At 50.8% G+C, this 16549-nt stretch carries 15 protein-coding genes and 1 pseudogene; 8 read left to right on the top strand and 8 right to left on the bottom strand.

What is annotated here, in order from left to right; translation table 11 throughout:
• Positions 1-31 precede the first annotated feature (31 nt).
• Together FE783_RS10925 and FE783_RS10920 are read right to left on the bottom strand one after the other, a co-directional pair.
• Positions 32-499: a type II toxin-antitoxin system VapC family toxin gene (locus tag FE783_RS10925; protein WP_138879382.1), complete on the bottom strand. Its 468-nt coding sequence runs from the start codon at positions 497-499 to the stop codon at positions 32-34.
• Complete coding sequence (locus tag FE783_RS10920) at positions 486-842, bottom strand: hypothetical protein (RefSeq protein WP_138879381.1); 357 nt, start codon at positions 840-842, stop codon at positions 486-488. The genes FE783_RS10925 and FE783_RS10920 overlap by 14 nt, the downstream gene beginning before the upstream one ends.
• A 206-nt stretch (positions 843-1048) precedes the next feature.
• Here FE783_RS10920 and FE783_RS10915 point away from each other — a divergent pair, with 206 nt between their 5' ends.
• Together FE783_RS10915 and FE783_RS10910 are read left to right on the top strand one after the other, a co-directional pair.
• Positions 1049-1351, top strand: coding sequence for a DUF6509 family protein (locus FE783_RS10915; RefSeq protein WP_138879380.1), 303 nt, complete (start codon positions 1049-1051; stop codon positions 1349-1351).
• A 64-nt stretch (positions 1352-1415) separates the two neighbouring features.
• Entirely contained in the window at positions 1416-2285 is an 870-nt protein-coding gene (locus FE783_RS10910) for a VOC family protein (protein ID WP_138879379.1), read from the top strand.
• Between the two features lie 75 nt (positions 2286-2360).
• Here FE783_RS10910 and FE783_RS10905 read toward each other — a convergent pair whose 3' ends face one another.
• Together FE783_RS10905 and FE783_RS10900 are read right to left on the bottom strand one after the other, a co-directional pair.
• Entirely contained in the window at positions 2361-3023 is a 663-nt protein-coding gene (locus FE783_RS10905; RefSeq protein WP_138879378.1) for a sensor domain-containing protein, read from the bottom strand.
• A 106-nt stretch (positions 3024-3129) separates the two neighbouring features.
• Positions 3130-3894 carry a transporter substrate-binding domain-containing protein gene (locus tag FE783_RS10900; protein WP_138879377.1) on the bottom strand — a complete coding sequence of 255 codons (765 nt, stop codon included), beginning with the start codon at positions 3892-3894 and terminating at the stop codon, positions 3130-3132.
• 305 nt (positions 3895-4199) lie between these two features.
• Between FE783_RS10900 and FE783_RS10895 the strand changes: the two genes are divergently transcribed.
• Together FE783_RS10895 and FE783_RS10890 are read left to right on the top strand one after the other, a co-directional pair.
• The gene (locus tag FE783_RS10895; RefSeq protein ID WP_138879376.1) at positions 4200-5504 is read left to right on the top strand and encodes an extracellular solute-binding protein; all 1305 of its coding nucleotides are present in this window, start codon (positions 4200-4202) and stop codon (positions 5502-5504) included.
• A 160-nt stretch (positions 5505-5664) separates the two neighbouring features.
• A complete protein-coding gene (locus FE783_RS10890; RefSeq protein ID WP_138879375.1) occupies positions 5665-6468 on the top strand; it encodes a nicotianamine synthase family protein in 804 nt (267 codons plus the stop codon).
• A gap of 64 nt (positions 6469-6532) precedes the next feature.
• Here the strand turns inward: FE783_RS10890 and FE783_RS10885 are convergent, their stop codons facing one another.
• Positions 6533-7486, bottom strand: a complete 954-nt coding sequence (locus FE783_RS10885; protein ID WP_138879374.1) for a helix-turn-helix transcriptional regulator — start codon at positions 7484-7486, stop codon at positions 6533-6535.
• Between the two features lie 164 nt (positions 7487-7650).
• Between FE783_RS10885 and modA the strand changes: the two genes are divergently transcribed.
• From modA to FE783_RS10870, 3 genes are all read left to right on the top strand, one after another.
• Positions 7651-8460: a molybdate ABC transporter substrate-binding protein gene (gene modA / locus FE783_RS10880; protein ID WP_138879373.1), complete on the top strand. Its 810-nt coding sequence runs from the start codon at positions 7651-7653 to the stop codon at positions 8458-8460.
• The gene (gene modB / locus FE783_RS10875) at positions 8460-9125 is read left to right on the top strand and encodes a molybdate ABC transporter permease subunit (protein WP_138879673.1); all 666 of its coding nucleotides are present in this window, start codon (positions 8460-8462) and stop codon (positions 9123-9125) included. The genes modA and modB overlap by 1 nt, the downstream gene beginning before the upstream one ends.
• Before the next feature lie 74 nt (positions 9126-9199).
• Positions 9200-9898, top strand: coding sequence for an NAD-dependent epimerase/dehydratase family protein (locus tag FE783_RS10870; RefSeq protein ID WP_138879372.1), 699 nt, complete (start codon positions 9200-9202; stop codon positions 9896-9898).
• A 65-nt stretch (positions 9899-9963) separates the two neighbouring features.
• Here FE783_RS10870 and FE783_RS10865 read toward each other — a convergent pair whose 3' ends face one another.
• Positions 9964-13170, bottom strand: a complete 3207-nt coding sequence (locus FE783_RS10865; RefSeq protein ID WP_138879371.1) for a DEAD/DEAH box helicase — start codon at positions 13168-13170, stop codon at positions 9964-9966.
• 559 nt (positions 13171-13729) lie between these two features.
• On the opposite strand from FE783_RS10865, the gene FE783_RS10860 reads away from it, so the two are divergent.
• A complete protein-coding gene (locus FE783_RS10860; protein WP_138879370.1) occupies positions 13730-14650 on the top strand; it encodes a DUF6612 family protein in 921 nt (306 codons plus the stop codon).
• A 67-nt stretch (positions 14651-14717) separates the two neighbouring features.
• On the opposite strand, the gene FE783_RS38280 is transcribed toward FE783_RS10860, so the two are convergent.
• Both FE783_RS38280 and FE783_RS38955 read right to left on the bottom strand, forming a co-directional pair.
• Positions 14718-15515: a sensor histidine kinase gene (locus FE783_RS38280; RefSeq protein WP_238402988.1), complete on the bottom strand. Its 798-nt coding sequence runs from the start codon at positions 15513-15515 to the stop codon at positions 14718-14720.
• Between the two features lie 12 nt (positions 15516-15527).
• Positions 15528-15983, bottom strand: a pseudogene (locus FE783_RS38955) (LytS/YhcK type 5TM receptor domain-containing protein); the annotation flags it as partial.
• Positions 15984-16549: the final 566 nt, after the last annotated feature.

Below are 16549 nucleotides of genomic sequence, written 5' to 3'. Positions count from 1 at the left end.
TCTCCTGCCAGCGCATTTTTTGTGTCTGTTCCTACCAAATGCTTGGAAGCACTTTGATCTCCCGGTCGATCCGGGACAGGAAGGCATAGTTCGGATTGAAGGTGAAGATGCGCTTCATGCGGTGATGAAGCAGGACGACGGCGTTCAATGCTTCGTTCAAGGAAAACCGGCAATCCGGATATTCGATCAGCAGCCGCCTTGCTTCCCTTTCCAGATCGGGACCGCCGGGAATAACGGTCAGGACGTTCTGCTGCACGGCTTTGTCCACCGTATTGAGGAACATTTCCGCGTCGGCATAATCGAAATGATTGCGCAGCCATTGATGCGTCTCGAACAGGACATAGTTGGTCGTCGAGAGCGGCCGGTCCAAGTCATCCAGCTCATAGAACATCGAGCGCGCCTGCAAATAGTACGGATCTTCCGGGTTCATGAACGCCATCCATGCGGACTGCTCGAGAAACACCGATTGTGCCGAATAGATATGCTCAGGCGTATTCATCTTGGATAACCTCCGCTTCATGGGATTGCCGTCTCCGGCCGGTCAACGCATCCAATGCAAGCAGCGGGTTGCGCTCGATTTGCTCGATATTGGATTTATACATCCGTTCCGGACCTCTCAGCGCCAGCTGCTGCTTCAGCATATAGTGGACGACGGCAGCAACTGTCGTATTCCTGGCTTCGGCCAGCTGCCGGCATCGCTCGTAATAATCGGGCTCAAGCTCGACGATCGGCGAATCCGCCGTTTGATCGAGATCGCCGTCGCTGTCGTGTCCGATAAACTGGGTCGCGGCTTCTTTCCACTTTTTGAATTGGTTATGCATAAATTGTTTGGAGCTGCTCAAGGGGATCACCTTCCGCTTTGCAAGAGTTTGAACCGATTTTAGGCATTATCTCTATAACTTTCGGGGAAAAACGTCGTTTTAAGGGCGCGGTGGCGCCAATTTTTGTCGAAAGAACTCGAGGCAGCTCGTTATGAACTACGGCTGACTTTGGAGCGTTCAAGACATCATGTATAATAAGAGGGAAAGCTACTATAAAGGATGGTTCGATGATTGAAATTACGGCTTATACAGTAGAGTCCATTCCCGACAAATTCGGGATTATCCCCGGGAAACGGTATGAATTTATGCTCGAGATCGAAGTGTCCGAGGAGGATGAGTTATTTTCCGAGGGAGGCCTGTATTTGCGGGTCATCTATAAAGAGGAGGATGGCCGGACCGGCATCGTCAAGTACGAGTTTATCGAGCGAAGCACGAACAAGTATTTGGACTTCGAGCTGGAGAGCGAGGAAGTAGCTCTGGTGGAGTCGTTTTGCAAGGAGCATTATTTGGAGTCGGAAGAGCAGAATTGAGTTCGCGGCGGGCGCGCAGGGTTAACAGTCACGCTACTATTATGAAGAGGCGGGGGACGAATCGATGTCTTATCGGATGCATGCGGATATGACGCTCGGTAAAGTGAAGTTGAAAGTCAGCGATCTGCGTCGTTCGCTTGATTTTTATCTGAACGTAGTTGGCTTCCGGATTTTGAAGCAAGAGGGACATGCCGCGGAACTGACGGTAGATGGCGAGAACGCGCTAGTGGAATTGCTGGAAATTCCCGACGCTGTCGTCACCCCGCGCAGGAGCTCGGCGGGGCTGTATCATTTCGCCATCCTACTGCCGACCCGCAAAGACTTGGGGCTTCAGCTGCGCAGAATGATCGAGTCCAACATCCGCATCGGCCAATCGGATCATGGCGTGAGCGAAGCTTTGTATATAACCGATCCGGATCTGAACGGGATCGAAATATATCGCGACCGTCCGAGAGAGCAGTGGCAATACGATGAGGCAGACCAAGTCAAAATGGGAGGAGACCCGATCGACTGGGACGGTCTGCTGCGGGAGGCCGAAGGAAGCGATTGGACGGGACTTCCTTCGGGGACGACGATAGGTCACGTTCATTTCCATGCTTCCAGTATGACGGAATCCAGACGGTTTTATTGCGATTTGCTCGGCTTCGATCTGATGCTCGATGCGACGAAGGGCTTCGGAGCCATATTCATCTCGGCGGGCGGATACCACCATCATATCGGCTTGAACATATGGGCGGGAGAGGGGGCTCCGGCTGTGCCGGCTAACGGTACCGGTCTCGACTATTTCACTATCGATCTTCCGGACGACGCCGAGCTCGGCAAAATTACGAATCGGCTGGCGGAGGCCGGAGTACCGATAGAGGAAAAAAGCGGCGCCTCGTTCGTATCCGATCCTTCCGGGATCAGGCTGAAGCTGATGTCCTCGAAATCTTGATTGCTGTTACCCATAAATAAACAAAGAAAGCCTGCTCGTACTGAGAGGCTTTCTTTGTTGTCGTATTTGTTGCCGTTATCCTTCGGTGGCCGGAATCCATGCCGTCGAATCGTTCGACGATCCGACAGGGGCGGCAGCGGACAGTCCGCCGAGCCAACGGACGGAGGACGCGGACGTACCGTTCAGGACGACGAACCCGACCAGTACCATAGCCAGGCCGATTCCGGAAGCGATCCATGAACGCTGGTACGCGGTCAAGGTCGGGAGCAGCACGTTGAGCACTACATCGTCATTAAATATTTCGATACCGTATCGGGACAGGACGATATAGACGAGCGGCGACAAAATGATGCACGTCCCGCACAGCGGAAACACCACGGCCGCAGCAAATTGCAGTACGGCAATCGGAAGCTTCAACAGCCAATACAGCAGCGGGGCATACCGCTTGCTCTGTGTGAACATGTCTCTGTAACGGAACGTGTCCGGAACGGCCGGAGCGGGCAGCTCTTCGGCTGCAGCTGGAGACAGCAGGCGGCGCTGCAAATCGAGATCGAACCTCATGAATCCGTGAGCCGCCCGCAGCGTTGCGTGAAGGATCGGCAGTCCGATCCATAACGGAGTCAGAGCCAGTCCGAGCGCGGTGAAAGTTACGGTCAATACGAATCCGATAATGCTGATCGGGAGCGTGAGGAATAGCATATACAAGGTTTGTTTTCTGTAGCGGTTTAAGCTTTTCACGATTCATCCATCCTTGCGGTCGTTTTTCCCCATTGTAAAGGAAAAGCGGCCGGGCCGATACGGACTTGCGCTTTGGCAGTACCCCGACTTTGGTCCGGTTCGGAGGCTATTCACCAGGCAGCTTGGCCGGCTTATTGCCGAACCATTTCATGTACAGCTTTTCGTACGTACCGTTTTTCGTTACGTCCTCGATCGCGCTGTTCACGCTGCCGATGTAACGGTTCCGTTTCTTGCCGGCGATCGCATAGCTTTCTTTGTTCAGCACTTCCCCGACCATTTTTACTTTGCCGTTTCCGGCGCTCTGCATATATTGATGTACGTTCCGTTCATCGAAAATGACGCAGTCCACCTTATTGGCGATAAGGTCTTCATAGGCTTCGCCGATATCCGGGTAGCCCTTGACTTCCTTCAACCCCGGTATGGCGCCCGTAAAAGTATAAGCCGTTGTGTCGAGCTTCGTGGCCACCGTCTTTCCTTTCAGATCGTCCTTGCTCTTGATGTCCGCTCTATCTTGGGCCGTTAGCATAACCAATCCGGTTTGGAAGTACGGGTCGGAGAAAGCCAATTCATCCTTGCGCGCCTTGTTGACTGTCATCCCCGCTATGACCAGGTCGACCTTTCCGGATTTCAGAGCCGGAGACAGCTCCCTGGATTCCATCGGCACGAGCTCGTAACGGATGCCCGCCTTTTGGGCGATCTCCTGCCACAGCTCGACCTCGAACCCTTTGTTTTCTCCGCCTTCCGTGTAAGTAAAAGGTCGAAAATTATTTTCCATGCCCACCTTGAGAACTTTGTTCTGATTACACCCAGTCAGCACGACTATCGCAGTCAGCAGCACAACTCCGATCCATCTGCGCACTATGCAGTTCATCGCATACCCTCCTTGATCTTCCAAGAACGTTGAATAAAGGTAGGTTTTGTCAGTTTGCTTCACATTATGCATATTGGCAAACCGGAGTAAGCGCGCCTTGTTATGCTTTTTAAAGCCGGAATCGATTGTTAGTACAGGTTTAATATGGTAAAGTTATAGTAATATATGGTACCCCTTCCATCCCGGTTTTATCATTTCCTCTATTCTCACTTTAGTTTTTTTAAAGCCTCCTTGTCCTATTATGCATCCATGAACCATTCTCATATGAAGCCAAGCCGACAATTACAAAAGGGGCGTGAAGTTTATTGAAAAAATTAGTATTGGGAAGCGTTTTACTACTCGGTGTCAGCCCATTAATCGGCTGTTCGGTCTCTAAAGGCAAAGAAGCCGCGACTGTTCCGGCCGATATTAAGTCCAAAGAATTGGTTATTGTATTACAGGAAGGAACGATGGTGTCTTCCAAGTATCGTGTAACTTCGATCGAGAAGAGCGCCAAGCTTTTTGAGGAAGCAAATCCGGGGGTAAAAGTTACAGTAGAACAGATTGCATCGAAAGGGTACACAAATGCGCTCATTGAGCGTCTTACTAACAAAAAACCGCCCGATCTCGTATTTGGCAGTTTCAATGCACCACTAAATGAACGGGAGCCATTCGCTGATCTGCTTCCTTTTTTTAAAGCGGATAAAATGACGACGGACGACTTGTACGAGACGATGATCGGCATGGCGACTGTGAAAGGAAAGCTGCAGGGCATTCCAATGGCCCCGAACCCACTCGCTGTATTTTACAACAAGGAATGGTTCGATAAAGCCGGAATACCATATCCCGCCAAGGACTGGACATGGGAACAATTTATGAATTTGTCCATCAAACTGCAAGCGGCCAATCGGATTCCCGGCAAAGATGTATTCGGAAGCGCCGTTCCAATCGATGTGCAGCTATTCGAATCGTTGGCGCAAAGCAGCGGACAAAGCGTGGTTTCTCCGGATGGCAATCGGGTGAGCGGTTATTTAAACAGCAAACCGGTCGCGGAAGCATTAACCAAGCTGCTCTATCACATGAATACGAGCAAAGCGAGTAAAAGTGTGTCGAGCTATAACTCGGTTCTAACGGAATTGAATACGTTTAATGCGGGAATGGGTATAGGGATTGCGACGATGTTCTCCTTTCTGGAGGAAAACCCCAACACGGCAGGGAAGTTTGGATTTGCGGCTTTGCCGCGGCTTGAGAAAGGAGTTCGGGCCAATGCGCTCACTTTCAGTTTATTGTCTATTGCCGCAAGCTCCAAGCAAAAAGAATTGGCGTGGAAGTTTATGAAGGATGTGATCCTGAACGGCGACAGCCAGTTTCAGAAAGATTGGGGCAAGCAGGAGCTGCTAACGACGAAATCGGCGATACAAAAGTCCGGGCAGCACCTGATCCCGGGAATGAATGTCCTGATCGATGAATTTAATTACGCTTTCAAACCTATTACTTATCGGAATGCGGCCTTAAGCTCGGTCCAGCTTGCGGATAAGCGTTTGTTTGCATCGACGACCGAAGCGGAAGTGATGGCCGCCTTGGCGGATCTCGCGGAAGAAATCGATAAGCAGTTGAAGGACAAAAAATAAAGTTTAAAAGGAAAATCCAATACCAGTCCGACGTCCCGGTAGATCGTAGAATCTATCGGGATTATTTATGCCGTTAATGATCGATTGGAACCGGTATGCCTCCTTTGTCCGGACTCATACAATAGCAGTGATAGCCGCATAATCCGGGGGAGGGAATTGTTTGAGGGAGAAATACGCTTTCTTGCTATCGTTGAAAACGATACAATTTGAAATCGAGGAACTGACCGAGTATGCGAAGACGTATCCGGAATGCTGCGAGCTTCTTTGCGAGAAATTGAATGAAGTCAGCAATTTTATACGAAACGAAGACAACGAGCGGCTATGGGGAAGATGGGGAAACGATGAAGCAATCCAGCAGTGCGGCGCCAAACTGCGGGAAACGACCGCCCGAGCGCTATGTACGGTGGAGAAGCTTCAATCGATCCATACATATGGCAATCCGGTAAAGCTGTCCGATTATGGCGCCGATTTGGCCGCCTCAGTCAAGGAGGAGACGCAAGCCTTTCAGATCGGCCGCGAATCCAAAGTATTGTTCATCGGGGCAGGCTCGTTCCCGATATCGGCCATGACCATAGCGCTGGAAACCGGGGCGGAAGTGCTGTGCTCGGATATCGATGCCGAAGCGGTATGCCTTGGAAGACACATGGTGCAGCATGCAGGGTTGGAGAGCAATATCCGGTACACGGCGACGCATTGGACGGAACGCTCCTTTCTCCAGAAAGCTACGCATATCGTCATCGCTTCCCTTGTCCCTTCCAAAAGCGAAGTCATCGATAGGTTGAAGCCGCTCCTGCACGCCGAAGCGAAAATCATGGTCAGGTACGGGAACGGCTTGAAATCTTTATTTAATTATCCATTGGAGGAGGATTTGTCCGAAGCTTGGGAAGTAGATACCTATAAGAGGAAAAACGGCATGTACGACACGCTGGTGCTGGAAGCGAAAGCAAGCTTGGTCAATCTGTAATTGGAGTAGTTTGTAGGGGAACGGAACATGGGCGCAATCCATGCGGCCCTCTTCGTGCTGCCCGCTAAGTTTCGAGCAGAACTTGCCCCGTCAAGCTCGTATCGTACCCCTGCATATGGTACAAATCGTTGCGGAACCGCTCCGATCGTATGATCTGTCGGACTTGTTCGATCCATTGGAGATTGTCTGGAGTCTTCAGCATGACTAGATCATATCGTTCGTTAATAAGAGGGATAAAATCGACTCCGCCTACCAGTTGGGCGGTTTTTTCAACGCCGATTCCGATATCCGCTTCTCCGGATGCGACTTTACCGGCCACGCTCAGGTGGTTTGTTTCCTCATGCTCATATCCGTTAATACGCTGTCGGGGGATGCCATGCATGCGCATTTGCTCGTCCAGCAGTACTCTTGCTCCGGAACCCCGTTCGCGATTGACGATTCGCAGTTCGGGGCGGTTCAAGTCCGTCCAACCAGTTATTCGTTTCGGATTTCCTTGCCGCACATACAGTCCCGCCGTGCGTGATACCAGGTTTACAACCATGTAGGATAAGCCGACGAGAAGTTTGCGGATGAACGGGAGATTGTACTCGCCTGTATCGCCGTCGAGCAAGTGAGTGCTGACGATATCGGCCTCGCCGCGGTACATCGAGATCAGGCTATCCATACTTCCGACATAAGAACGAAGCGCTCTGAAGCCGGGAATGTTGCTCTCGATGTACCTGGCCAATAGATCAAGGCACACGTCCTGACCGGTTATGACGAGGGACCGATTAACCGTTCCGGAAACCGGATTGCCAATCATCGCAGAGCGTTCTATCGGACCGGAATTGAATACTGCCGGACGACCGCCTTTGGCTTGGGCTTTGTAGGTCTCCAGATCGACCGCATCAATTCGCATTTGCTTGCCTACGCGATAAGCGGGCAAAATCCCTTTTTTGATAAGATCGTAAACGGTCAATTTGGATATTTTCAATAGTTTCGCAATTTCTTCGGTCGTATAGGAAATGTCGGATGTCATGGATTCCTCCGTGCGTACGATCTTTATACTTCTCATCATAAGGCGGCAAATGATTTCTTTCAATCCATTTTGTTTACGGAAAAGGTTGGACTCATTATAATTAGTTATAGTTCGTTATATTTAATTATAATTAGTTAGTTGGATGTGTTGAGGGGATGGATCTAATGATTAGAAGTAAAGGATACGGTTATCTCGTAATTATGCTGGCTATAGGCATGCTGATAGCCGGCGGCTGTACGGCAAAACAAGAACAAGTGCGGAAGGGCGCTGAGACCGATCGAGTGGAGCTGACCGTATCGGCGGCAGCGAGTCTGACGGATGCATTGAATGAGATAAAGACCGCGTACGAGAGCAAGAACAAATCGGTCAAGCTGAACTATAACTTCGGCGCTTCCGGCGCGCTGCAGCAGCAAATCGAACAAGGAGCTCCGGCGGACTTATTTCTCTCAGCTGCAACGAAAAACATGAAAGCTCTCGTGGACAAACAGCTGATCGATCCGTCCCGGAACAAAAACTTGCTGATCAACGAATTGGTTGCGGTAGTGCCGGCTGACAGCAAGGCGCTTGTCCGCAGCATGGACGATTTGACAAAGCCGGATATCAAGCATCTTGCTGTTGGCGAACCTGCGACGGTTCCGGCAGGCACTTATGCGAAGGAAGCTCTGTCCAACTCCAAATTGTGGGACGGGCTCGCGCCCAAACTCGTGTATGCCAAAGATGTCCGCCAAGTGCTAACCTATGTGGAGACCGGCAATGCCGAGGCCGGCTTCGTCTATAAAACCGACGCGCTCGGCTCGTCAAAGGTGAAGGTGGCATTCAGCGCGGATCCGAAATCGTATACGCCGATCGAGTACCCGGCCGGCATCGTAAAAGCTACTAAGCACGATAAAGAGGCAGCCGATTTTTACGCGTATCTTCAATCGAAGGACGCTCTTGACGTTTTCGTGAAATTCGGCTTTTCCGTACCGAAATGATGGATACGATCGATTGGAACGTATTTTTATCGCCGATTGTATTGTCTTTGAAGGTTTCTCTCGCGTCCAGCCTTCTCGTATTGGCACTAGGCGGGCTATCGGCATGGGGGATGTCGCGGCGCAGCTTCAGAGGGAAGACACTCCTGGAAACGCTGCTCTTGCTGCCGCTCGTCCTACCTCCGACGGTTGTAGGGTTCATACTGCTCGTCATGCTTGGCAAAAAAAGCTGGATCGGGTACGTGATGGACAGCTTATTCCATCAATCGGTCGTTTTCACTTGGGGAGCCGCCGTAATCGCTTCGGTTGTAGTGAGCTTCCCTCTCGTGTACCAGACGATGAAAACCGGCTTTGCTTCGATCAGCGCCGATCTCCAGGATGCGGCAAGATCAATGGGGGCGGGGGAATGGCAAGTGTTCAGGATGGTTACGCTGCCGCTTGCCTGGCGTTCGGCCGTCGCCGCCTATATTTTGGGCTTCGCCCGCGGATTGGGAGAGTTCGGCGCCACGCTTATGATTGCAGGGAACATTCCGGGTAAAACGCAAACGCTCCCTACGGCGATCTACGTAGCTGTCGAATCGGGCAACCATGCGCTTGCTTGGTGGTGGACCGGCGCGATCGTGATGATTTCGTTTCTCATGCTGTTTGCGGTTTCCAATAGAAGATAGTATAAATGGTATAACATGATTATCCCCGAATAATACTCTACAGGATGCCGATAAGACGGCAAGGAGGAGTGGATATGTCCGATTCCAACAAAGCGGGGAAAGGGTCTCCGCGAGCGGTCAGAGCGATCGTAACGGGCGCTACCGGAATGGTAGGCGAAGGGGTCGTTCACGAATGTTTGAACCATCCGGGCGTCGAGGCGGTTCTCGTCATCAACCGGAAACCGTGCGGCATCACTCATCCGAAATTGAAGGAGCTCCTAGTACGCGATTTCTTCGATCTGGCCTCGATCGCAAACGAGCTGACGGGGTACAATGCGGTCTTCTTTTGCTTGGGGGTGTCTTCGGTCGGTTTGCAGGAAAATGAGTATCATCGCCTGACATACGAGCTGACTCTACATGCGGCGGAGACGTTCCTCAGATTGAATCCGGGCATCGTGTTCTGCTATGTATCCGGTTCCGGAACCGATAGCACGGAACAAGGCAAAAGAATGTGGGCACGGGTGAAAGGGAAGACGGAAAACCGGCTCCTGCAGCTCCCTTTCCGCAAAGCTTACATGTTCCGAATCGGCTATGTGCATCCGACGAAAGGATTGCATAACACGCATAAGTATTATTATGCTTTGGCCTGGCTGTATCCGTTATGGAGAGCCGTATTTCCAAACTATGTCTCCACGCTGCGGGATGTCGGAATCGCGATGATCAACACGGTGAACAAAGGGTATGATAAATCGGTGCTAGAGGTAAGGGATATTAACGCCTTGGCGAGAAAATAAGCGGCTGCCCTCCGCGCCGATGAAACGATACAAGCCTTGACCTGACAACAGGCCAAGGCTTTCTTTCATCCGATCATCAAAATGTCCCGGAGCTCCTGCTCGGTCAAGGACGATAACGATTCCCCGCCCGGCTGGATCACTTCTTCGATCAAATTCTTTTTCCTCTGCTGCAGCTCATACATTTTGTCCTCCACTGTGCCTTCGGTAATAAGGCGGATGACCTGCACGACGTTCTTCTGGCCGATGCGATGCGCGCGATCCATCGCCTGCTGCTCTACGGCGGGATTCCACCACAGATCGTACAAAATAACCGTGTCCGCTCCGGTCAGGTTCAATCCGGTACCGCCGGCTTTCAGGGAGATGAGGAACAAGTCGCGCTCACCTTCGTTAAATCGGTTGCACAGCTCTACCCGTTCGGAAGCGGGCGTTTGGCCGTCCAAATAAAAGTACGGAACCTCCTGCCGGCCAAGCTCGCGCGAGATCAACCCGAGCATCCCGGTAAATTGCGAGAATACGAGCACGCGCCGGCCCGCATTTCTGCATTCCTCCACAAGCTCCAGCAGCTGCTCGAATTTGGCCGAGCTTCCGGCATAGCCTTCGACGAACAGGGCGGGATGGCAGCACAGCTGGCGAAGGCGGGTCAAGCCCGCCAATATTTTAATGCGGTTTTTGTGAAAAGTATCCTCGTCCAGATGCTTTAATGCTTCCTTTCGAAGCTTGGCCAAATAAGCCGCGTACAGCTTCTTCTGTTCCGGAAGCAGCCCCGACGCTTGCGTCGTTTCGATTTTTTCCGGCAGCTCCTTCAATACATCGGTTTTTACCCGGCGCAGCAGAAACGGCCGCACCCGTTTGGCCACGACATCCCGAGGCATCTCGTTGAATGCTTTCCGGTCCGGGAACAGTCCGGGGAATACCGCATCGAAGATCGACCACAGCTCTCCCAGCGTATTTTCAACCGGGGTTCCGGTCAATGCGAATCGTTGACGGGCATTCAGCCGCTTTACGACCTGCGCCGTCTGGGTGGTGTAGTTTTTGAACATTTGAGCCTCGTCCAGAAAGAGCGTATGGAACGAATGTTTCGCATACAGATCGATGTCTCTGCGCAATAGTGGGTAGGAGGTGATAAGAACGTCCGTCTGCGAGATATGATTTATTGCTGCGCTTCGTTCCGTTTTGTCGCCGTCCGCGATAACGACCCGCAGCTCCGGCGCGAATTTGTCCAGCTCGTTCCGCCAGTTATAGACGAGGGAAGCCGGGGCGACGATGACGGCCGGCATACCCGACTCTCTGATTTCGGGGAGTACGGAGACGATGAATGCGATGCTTTGCACCGTCTTGCCAAGACCCATATCGTCCGCCAGAATGCCGCCGAACCGGTAGAGAGCCATCGTCTTCATCCATTGGAACCCGTATTTCTGGTAATCCCGCAGCACGGGAACGAGACTGTCGGGTACTGGGAAATCCAGATGATCCGGGTTGCGCATGTGCTCCAAGAGCCGGCGGAACGATTTGCCGAGCTTGACGGCGTGCCACTGCCTCTCCGTATCCAGCATGCGAACTCCGCGGACCACGGGTAAGTAAAATTCCGTTCCTTTGACCTCCATAGTACGGATGCCCAGCTCGTTCATGACGCGTACGATTTCTTGAAATTCCGCGCTTTCGAGCGGCAATAAGGCGCCGTTAGGCAGCCGGTAATAGTTGCGTTTCTCCTCGAGCGTTTGCAGCACTTTGCGGATTTCCGACTCCGGAATTCCTTCTATATCGAAGCGGATTTCAAGCCAGTCCGTTCGCTCATCGACATCGACCGTAATGTTCGGAGGGGAGTGCTTGACGTAAATTCTCGCTTTTACGGCCGAGGTGGCGTACACCTGCAGCAGCTTCTCCAATTCGGGAACGATATGGTACAGAAACTCGTACTCGTCGTCTTCGTCCTCCATGAAATAGCCGCTTTCCGTCTTGGCAAACGAACTCCGCTCCATAAGCTCCAATATTCGCCGCTCCTTGTCGCCATCCCGCATAATGATGCGCTCGGATCCGCCCCTCCGGCCGTTTCCTTCCAACGGGTTCAAGACGATATCGCCGTATTGAAATTCGAGAGCGGCCAGCAGCCGATCTTTTACCCGGTCCAAATACAGCTTGGCCTTAAGCGGAATATGAACGATCCGGTCGGACACCGACTGGGCGATGCGGACGGTGCCTAGTTTCATGAGGCCGGGTACGACCTTTTCCATAAAAGGCTCCATCTGCTCCTGCGGAATGTGGATCCGATTTCGGCCGGAACGCTCCAGCATTTGCTTCAGCTCCTGCAGACGGTTGCATCGGTCGGCCGGAACTTTCAGCAGCTTTCCTTCGGATACAACAATTTCGTACGACTCCAGGACCATGATGTTGTCCAACCCCCGCACATCCAACCGGTAGCCGTCAGTCTCGGCCTGGTCAAACTCGAAGTGGAGCGGAAGCGGCTCGTCGGCTATCCGGATCCCGTCGAATAGGCCTTCGCTGTACTCCAGCTGTACGGACGGAGCAGAGGCAAGCGCGGGGAGCAACGATTCCCATGAGAATGGGGGAATCCCGATCATCCGATCGCCGCTCATCCGGTTCGCCAAGGCGGAATAACCGCTCGAAGCTTCGCGGTACAAGTTCTCATTGCGAACCACTTGGATGAGCTGCCGAATAACCGCATCGTCCTGTTCTCGAAACCGATGAAGCTCGGGAACATAAGTGAAATGCTTGGAAAATGCGAAGGCTTGTCCCCGTTCGATCCTTTCCAGAAATAGTCGGAGGTGCGGAACGACGTATGTCTTTTTCGACCCGACCTTCATTTCGATGCCGAACATATATTTCCAATTGCCGTATGGATATACTCTGCAAATAAACTCCGCTTGAAGAGGCGCTCTTGTATCGAACATGGATCTCGTTCCGCTGGGACGTTGCGGTTTATCGCTGAATAAACCCATGATGCTGTTCGCCAGATGCAGATCTTCGTGCGCAAATTCGGTATGGATCATCAAAGCGGCGATATGTTTGCAATACGAAGCGGTCTCGCGATAGACGGGACAAGTACAATCCGCTTCTGCCACATCCCCGTTTCGATCCATTTCGACAAATACTTTATGGCTGCCATTATCCCTTACGACAGCTTCATAGAATAGAGCATCCTGATCGTAATGAGTGACCGCCACTTTACCGGACTCATAGCAGGCCGCTCCTTCGTTATATACGGTTTCACCGCACAGCAGCTTGATAACCCGCTGAGTCAACCGGTTGCTCATCGCTTACTCCATCCTTTGAAAGAAATTCGTTCTAGCACCGATCATGTATTTTATTATGATAACAGATTCGGGGGGAAAGAAAAGTTTTGAACGATTCAACGGACTAACAGAGTCTGTCGATTAACTCGATCTATAGGGAGTGGAAAGTGAAAAAGATACCTTCTGGCGAGTTTTGGATTTAAACCTCCAACCGCTAAATCAGTATAATCAAGGAGTTTAAAACAAGCTGTCTGAGTAAAAGAAGGTATCTTTTCACTTGGAACGGCGCGCTTCACTTCGCTAAGAAGTTAATCGACAGTCTCTAACATCCTTGTAAATGACAAACAATTCTCAATATTTCGTTAAAAAGGAGGAGAGAAGAAGGTTATAATGGGCTTGTATTGGAACAAATCGGGAGGGGATCATCGGGCATGAACGGCGGCGGGATTAAAATTTTTGCGGGGAGTATGCATAGCCAAATGGAATCGGACTAAGATCATTCTTGATATAGGCCTAAAGTTCCTTTTGTTCGCTTGTAAGGATATGGTAAAATCCATTGCGGATAGGAGGAGAGAGAAATATGATAAAACGTACGAAACTGGCACGAACAGCTGCGGCTGCCCTGCTTGCCGGCATGCTCCTGCTTGCGGGATGCGGCCAGAAGCCGGAAGATCCGGGCTCTAAACCGGCTGCGGCAACGAATGCGGCGGAACCGGCCGGGAAAGCGGATAGCGGTGCATCGAAGCCCGCCGAGTCCGCGAAGCCGCTGGCCGGTGCCGACGTGTTCGCGAAAACGATGGAGGCTGCCGCGAAGCTGGACAGCTTCACGATGACGATGAACACAAAGCAAAATGTAGAACAGGGCGCAACGAAGATGGACATTCAGTCCAAAATCGACATGGATGTGATCATGAAGCCGCAAATGTCGTTCAAGCAAGCGATGTCGATGAGCATGTCGGGTCAGGAAATGAAAATGGACATGTATATGACGAAGGACGGCTTCTTCATGAAGGAATCGACTACCGGCCAATGGATGAAGCTGCCGAAAGCCCAGATGGATCAGATGATGAGCATGATATCCGACGAACAGCTCGATCCGTCGAAGCAGTTCGCGAAGCTGAAACAGTTTGCGAACGATTTCTCCATCACCGAGAGCGGCGGCGATTACAACGTTAAGCTGTCGGCGAACGGCGAGAAATTCAATGAATTTATCAAGAACGAGATCAAGAGCAGCATGGGCAAGGATCCGGCGATGGGCGAGATGCTTACGCAAAGCATGTCCGCCATGAACATCAAAAATATGGAATATACGTTTACAGTCGACAAGAAGACGTACTACCCGAAAGGCATGAAAGTGAATATGGATCTGGAAATGGATAATCAAGGCCAAAAGATGCGCCTCGTGCAAAATATCGACGGCACTTATTCGAACTATAACGGCGTGAAAGAAATTGTCGTGCCGAAGGAAGCGCTGGATGCGAAGCCGGTAGGTGCAATGTAAATAAAGATTATAGAGCCTGGACACCGATGTCCAGGCTCTTTTCTTTTCCCCGCCACAATACCCGGTCCTAACGGTCATCGTGCAGCGGAAGCGTTATTGTAAACGTAGTCCCTTTCCATTTCTCGCTTTGGACGTCGATCGAGCCCTGCATTTTCCGGATAATGCTGAATGAAACCATCGTACCTAGTCCGGTGCCTTTATCTTTGGTCGAATAATAAGGCGTACCGAGCCGGTTGATCTGCTCCACGCTCATGCCTATGCCGTTGTCGCGGATGATCACCAGAGCGGACTTCTTATGCTTGTGCACCTCGAATTCCAGAACGCCATCCTCCGACATCGCTTCAATGGCGTTTTTGCCGATATTGATGATCGCCTGCCGCAGCTTGTACTTGTCTCCGTAAATCAGCACGTTTCGATCTTTGATCGTCGATATAATCTCGATGTTCTGATAGTTCGCATACGAATTCAAAATGTTGCAGGCATAATGGATTTCTTGCTCCAGCTCGATCACTTCATTATTTTCCGGGTCCGGCTTGGCGAGGGAGAGATAGTCGGAGATGATTTTCTGGGCCCGGTCCAGCTCTTCCAGACATATTTTCTGATAATAGATTTTCTTCTCCTGGTTCAGATCGCCGCTTCCCAGCAGTTGAATAAACCCTCTGACCGAGGTCAGAGGATTCCGGATTTCATGCGCAACGGAGGCGGCGATGTCGCTGATGATTTTGATTTTTTCGCTATTGTTCATTTTTTGTTGAATGTAGTAATTCGTTTTGAAATATTCGGTGAACCAAATGTACAGGCCGCAAAAAATGCTTTGGAATACAATCAGAAACAAAGAGGAGAAGAAATCGTTTGCAAAGAGCAACGTAATATCATCCGTCAATAGAAAATAAAACACAAGAACGAACATTCTTGTTGCAAAGCATAGTGCGATAGCGGAAGCGACTTTCTGAAATAATGTCTCGGGTTTGTAATATTTTAGGAACGAAATGATGAGAAGAGCGGTGGGAGCGATCGATAACAAATACGGGAGCGTATTGGGGACTCCCTGCAGAAAGCGGAATGCGACCATTTCTGTAAATAATAGGATCGAGACAGAAATTCCGCCCAATAAGGAGCCGATGACAACAGGAATAACTCGAAAATCAAAGATCATGCCGTTGACTTTAACCGGGAAAGACATCGTACATACCAAAGTAATCGAAAACAAGAGGAGGATCAAGAAGTTGAAGACGACCTTTTTGTTTTCTATTTTGAGCAAATGAGGGTAAAACACGATCGGAAATAGGATAAGAAAAACGTTGAGCAAAAAATCTTTAAGGTACCCGATCATTCTTCTCCCCCAAATACAATGTCGGAGCTGCTTCAGTAGAGAGTTGCTATTCCCAAAGTTTATTATAGCAAGAATGACCGCATAGTAAAGAAGTAAATAGATCGGAATTTCCGGACTTGAGATCTGTTTCATCGTGGAAAGTACATAACCTGTTATGTACCGGTAATAAAAATTTGCCAAAATGAGACAAAACCCCTTTCCAATATCGGGGTATTCTGCCAAAATAGGAGTAGTCATACCCCGATACTCACCTCAAAGCCTCTTGTACCGACTGCTCATGTAACATCATCCGGCGGGGAATGGACATGCCCGCATCCAGATTTGACCACGAAACTACCTCGTAAAGGAGGGGATTGATACTAGACCGAGCCAACCGATGTGCAGCAAGACGCGCATGAAAGAAAGAGAATATCCGGAGCGGAGTAGAAACCATCAGACTGGATAAAGGGCTGGTGGAAAATGAAGCGGTTTGCTTCCAAACGAATGTTACGATATGTTGCTCTGTACATGGCGATATTGCTCTGCTCCGGCGTGGTGACTTTTTACCCGCCAAGTACTGCCAGAGG

Origin of the sequence: Paenibacillus mesophilus (assembly GCF_005938385.1) — a bacterium.
Taxonomy (GTDB): Bacteria; Bacillota; Bacilli; order Paenibacillales; family NBRC-103111; genus Paenibacillus_AB; species Paenibacillus_AB mesophilus.
The sequence above is the reverse complement of the archived record's forward strand: the minus strand, read 5'-3'. Positions and strand labels throughout refer to the sequence as shown.